Here is a 4,011-nt window from a genome sequence, read left to right on the forward strand (position 1 = left end):
CACCGGAGAAGGGATATGTTTCTTTTTTATTAATCATCTGATATATTAGGTATTAACTAAAAATATTAGGTAATACCTAAAAGGTGAGGTTATTAAATGGGGAAGCAACCTTTTCTATCTGTTATTAGTAATAAACAAGAAATATTCTATCCTACATATGAAGAATCGAGAGAATACCAAGCGAAGTTAATTGGTCTATGGGAACAGCAACAGCGTGTTCTAGGATATACGGAGCATACCATAGCTCTTGGAACAAAATGCTTGAATGAATTCTTAGATGTGTCAAATAAGTTCATATGGGAAGTTACAATGTCCGATGCAGATAAGTTTTATTTAGGATTGGTCGGAAGAGGACTAGCATATTCCACTAGGAGGAAATATCAATCCACTATCTCTACTTTTTTAGAGTATTTAAAAACTAGGCATGGTCATGAAATATGGGAGAGATATAAAGTACAAGTTCCAAATTTATTAGATAAATTTAACCGTTACTATCATAGAAAAGATGATCATAATGGTCAGGTAATACCTCCAAAACCTGAATTGCTTGATAGATTTTGGAATGGTATGAAGGAGGAAATGAAAACAGCTAGAAAATACTCTACTGTTGCGAGAGACTATACCCTTTTTAGGATGTTAGAATTAACAGGTTTAAGAACTCACGAAATAATTATGATGGACGTAAAAGACTGTAGGTTTGACTTAGGGGAAAAAGGTAAAATTCATGTTCGTTTTGGAAAAGGATCTAAGGGGTCAGGATTTAAGCGAAGATGGGTACCGATGTTAGATGATGTAGATTTACTTCTGAATTGGTACTTGGAAAGGATTAGACCTCTTTTCACTACTGAAACTGTAGGACCTTTATTTTTATCAGAAGGTGGAGTTAGGTTAAATAAACATACAGCTCGAAAGAGCTTAGCGAGAAGGCAAGAAAAGATGGGTTTTACAAAAGAAGAGATTTTTAGTCCTCATCAATTACGTCATTCATTCGCAACTCGTCAGACAGAACTTGGTGTTGACTTATTAACGCTAAAGGAACTGTTAGGTCACGCAGATGTCGCAACGACTTTTAATTATTCAAATCCTGGTTCAGATCATTTAGAGAAAAGAGTGAGGATGGCGCAAGAAAAGTGGCGAAATCAATTATTAAATTTCAACAAAAAGGGTGAATGAATTGGCGATTGAATGGAGATTAAGAAAAGTCATGGCTGATCGTGGAATATGGTCTGGGGCTGAATTAGGTAGGCTTATGGAGGATACTGCAGGTTATAAATTATCTCCTCCCTCAATAAGCGCTTTATTAACTAGTGAGCCTAAGCAAGTAAAGACGCAAACAATGGATGCACTTTGTACGGCATTAGAATGTACTCCAAATGATTTATGGAAACACACTCCTACACCTGTGAAAAAACTTGAAAGATCAACGAATAATAGGTTGGCAAAGGCGGTAAATGAATCCATTTCTAAAGATAAGCTTCCACCAATATAGGATTTAAAGATGATCAATTTTACTTGCGTATATTGTGAAAGGAAACTAAATCAATCAGAAATTAATAAAAAAGCAACCGTCTGTCATTATTGTTTTAGTAAAGCACGTGTAGAGAAAATCCAAACCGAAGATTTTCTTAAAGAAAATTTCACAAAAACATGGAGTGCAGCACTATTTAAAAAATATGTTCTGTATTTAAAAGAACTAGGTATTGGTGTAGATGCAATTCGTAAGAACACTAGTAAGGTGTTACGAGTTTTACAAACAGCAGAAAATGAGCTTTTAAGGCCATCTGATATTAATGAAGAATGGCTGGTATCTACATTAGAAAAATCTCCTAATCCTAAGGGAGTTAGATCAAGCCTATTTAATTTTTTGATTAAGGAAGGTTATTTAAGCCTTAACGCAGATGAGGGTATTCTCACTAGCATTAGAGAGGGTTTAGGACAGATCCCTACGGGATTTAGGCGTCTCCTAGATATATATATTAACGAGAGAATGGAACTAAGAAATAGGCAAGTAAAGTTTAATGCGAGGAACCCATTATCCCTATTAACAGTAAAGTCAGACGTGGAAATATTTGTTAGGTTAGTCCGATGGTTTCAAAATAACTGTAAGCATATAGAATCTTGGGATACCGTTCAACAAGAAGATGTTCATGAATTTCTTTTAACTTTAACACCTAAAAATCGTGAGATTGTGAGGAAAGATTTATTAGTTCTCTTTAAGTTAGCTAAAAGAAAAAGGCTAATAACCCATATACCAATCTTGGATATAAAATCTAGAGAGCTTCCACCAACTATCGAGCCATTAACCTTTGATGAGCAGGTAAGTGTGGCTAAATTAATTAAAAGTCGCCTTTACGAACAACCCTTAGAGTGTTTATTGACTGCCCTATGTTTTTATCATGGGTTATCTTCATCACATATTAGAAACATAAAAATCAGTGATGTAAAGGTTGAAATAAAAGCAATTTTCCTCAACGATAGACCACCAGTTTATTTATCTGATGACGAACTTATTTTAATAAATGAGTACGTTAAACAGAGGTCGAATATTAGAAACGCAAAGAATAAGATTTATTTAATTCTAAGTTCAAGTTCATCAGAAGTATATTATGATCGTCCAATCAATAATCCCTTCATAGCAAGAAAGGTAAAGGCTTTTTGTGGCTTTACTCCTAAGTCTTTGAGAATAACTTGTTTTAATTTTATAGCAAGTAATTTTGGTCCGCAGTTACTCGTTGAAGGGTTTGGATTGTCACTAACACAAGCTTCAAGATATGGGAAATTAGAGGATTATCTTATTGAGGAACAAATCCAATCAGAGCGTGATAACATGAAGTAAGAAGTCTCATGAAAAATTAAATGTAGAGGTAACCGAATTTGAGTTAAGCAACTGTCGATTGACAATAATGTTGTTCCGTTTAAGGGCAATTTAATGGAATAAAATTTCTGAACAAAAGGGAATAATAAATGATAAATTTAGGTATCTTGTGGGGGTTCTTATGATTGATAAAAGAAAGGCTTTATCATTTAGTACATTAGTTATTCCTTGGTTAACCACTCCATTGTTAGGGAAAAATTCTTTTGTTCGCTTTCTTCCAGTCGCAACTTTTATTGGTTATACCTTTAGTTTTTTAAGCGAAATAGCTGATAGACGTAAGTGGTGGAAAGTAAAAAATGCTTTATTTCCAAATTATCGTTTAGATTTCTCTTACCTTTTAGGCTTATTTTTCATAACAACTATTTGGGTGTTTAAATTAACATACGGTAGCTTTATAAAGTACTTAACATTAAATATTGTACTCGATTATCTTCTTGCATTCCCTATCGTAAAATTTTTCACTAAAGTAGGAGTATTCGAATTTAAGAAAATGCGACCTAAACATTTTTACATATTGTCCGTTGTAACAGCAATCGTTATTTATTTTTATCAATTATTAGTGGAACGAACTATTGTAAAAGAGGTAAATAAATAATAAATGTAACTCAACGGTGAAGGCTGAAAACGTGGAGAGCTTAATCTCAATGAAGCGTTGGAACGGAAAATAGTCCCAAGAATAGCGACTGTATTACTTCTCTTTATATCAGTAAAAGGTGATGGCACAGTACCGTCGAAGCGTGTAACGAACGTAAAGGGATAGCCATTAGACTAATAAAAGATTCATTTAACCATGCAAGACGGATCTTTAACGATTAATAGGGTTCTTGTAAGACTAGGAGAGGGACAGTAGCTCCAAAAGGAGCTATCTACTTGTTAATACGAAAGAAACTAAGGCACAACGAATATTATGATATGTAATATCATTTCGATTCTTTATATGCTCAAAGTGCTAATGGTCAAAATTTTTATGGATTAATCGATTTAATGCAATCTATCGATTCAGATAATAACAAGACACTAGCATTTTATGAATTTAAGGAGTTCAATAACTTCAAAAAATTGGTTGTTAGATAGTGAACAAAGATAAATTTAGGAGTTACCGAATATGTCTGAACAAAACATGTCCTTTTCCACCC

The 4,011-nt window shown here is 33.7% G+C and carries 4 protein-coding genes; all 4 read left to right on the forward strand.

What is annotated here, in order from left to right; all coding sequences use genetic code 11:
• Positions 1–96: 96 nt before the first annotated feature.
• Entirely contained in the window at positions 97–1,173 is a 1,077-nt protein-coding gene (locus PBF_RS24540) for a tyrosine-type recombinase/integrase (RefSeq protein WP_051489013.1), read from the forward strand.
• Positions 1,174–1,204: 31 nt separating this feature from the next.
• Positions 1,205–1,489 (forward strand): helix-turn-helix domain-containing protein, encoded by a 285-nt coding sequence (locus PBF_RS25105; protein ID WP_081757375.1) that lies wholly within the window; start codon positions 1,205–1,207, stop codon positions 1,487–1,489.
• A 9-nt stretch (positions 1,490–1,498) separates the two neighbouring features.
• Positions 1,499–2,836, forward strand: a complete 1,338-nt coding sequence (locus PBF_RS24550; RefSeq protein ID WP_035333627.1) for a site-specific integrase — start codon at positions 1,499–1,501, stop codon at positions 2,834–2,836.
• Between the two features lie 160 nt (positions 2,837–2,996).
• On the forward strand, positions 2,997–3,470 hold the full coding sequence (locus PBF_RS24555; protein WP_035333629.1) for a hypothetical protein: 474 nt from the start codon (positions 2,997–2,999) through the stop codon (positions 3,468–3,470).
• Positions 3,471–4,011: the final 541 nt, after the last annotated feature.

Source organism: Cytobacillus firmus DS1 (assembly GCF_000565285.1).
GTDB lineage: Bacteria > Bacillota > Bacilli > Bacillales > Cytobacillaceae > Cytobacillus > Cytobacillus firmus_A.

Excerpts from the sequence above, each read along its gene's own strand:
- PBF_RS24540 (WP_051489013.1), top strand. The coding sequence starts at position 97 with ATGGGGAAGCAACCTTTTCTATCTGTTATTAGTAATAAACAAGAAATA.
- PBF_RS25105 (WP_081757375.1), top strand. The coding sequence starts at position 1,205 with ATGGCTGATCGTGGAATATGGTCTGGGGCTGAATTAGGTAGGCTTATG.
- PBF_RS24550 (WP_035333627.1), top strand. The coding sequence starts at position 1,499 with ATGATCAATTTTACTTGCGTATATTGTGAAAGGAAACTAAATCAATCA.
- PBF_RS24555 (WP_035333629.1), top strand. The coding sequence starts at position 2,997 with ATGATTGATAAAAGAAAGGCTTTATCATTTAGTACATTAGTTATTCCT.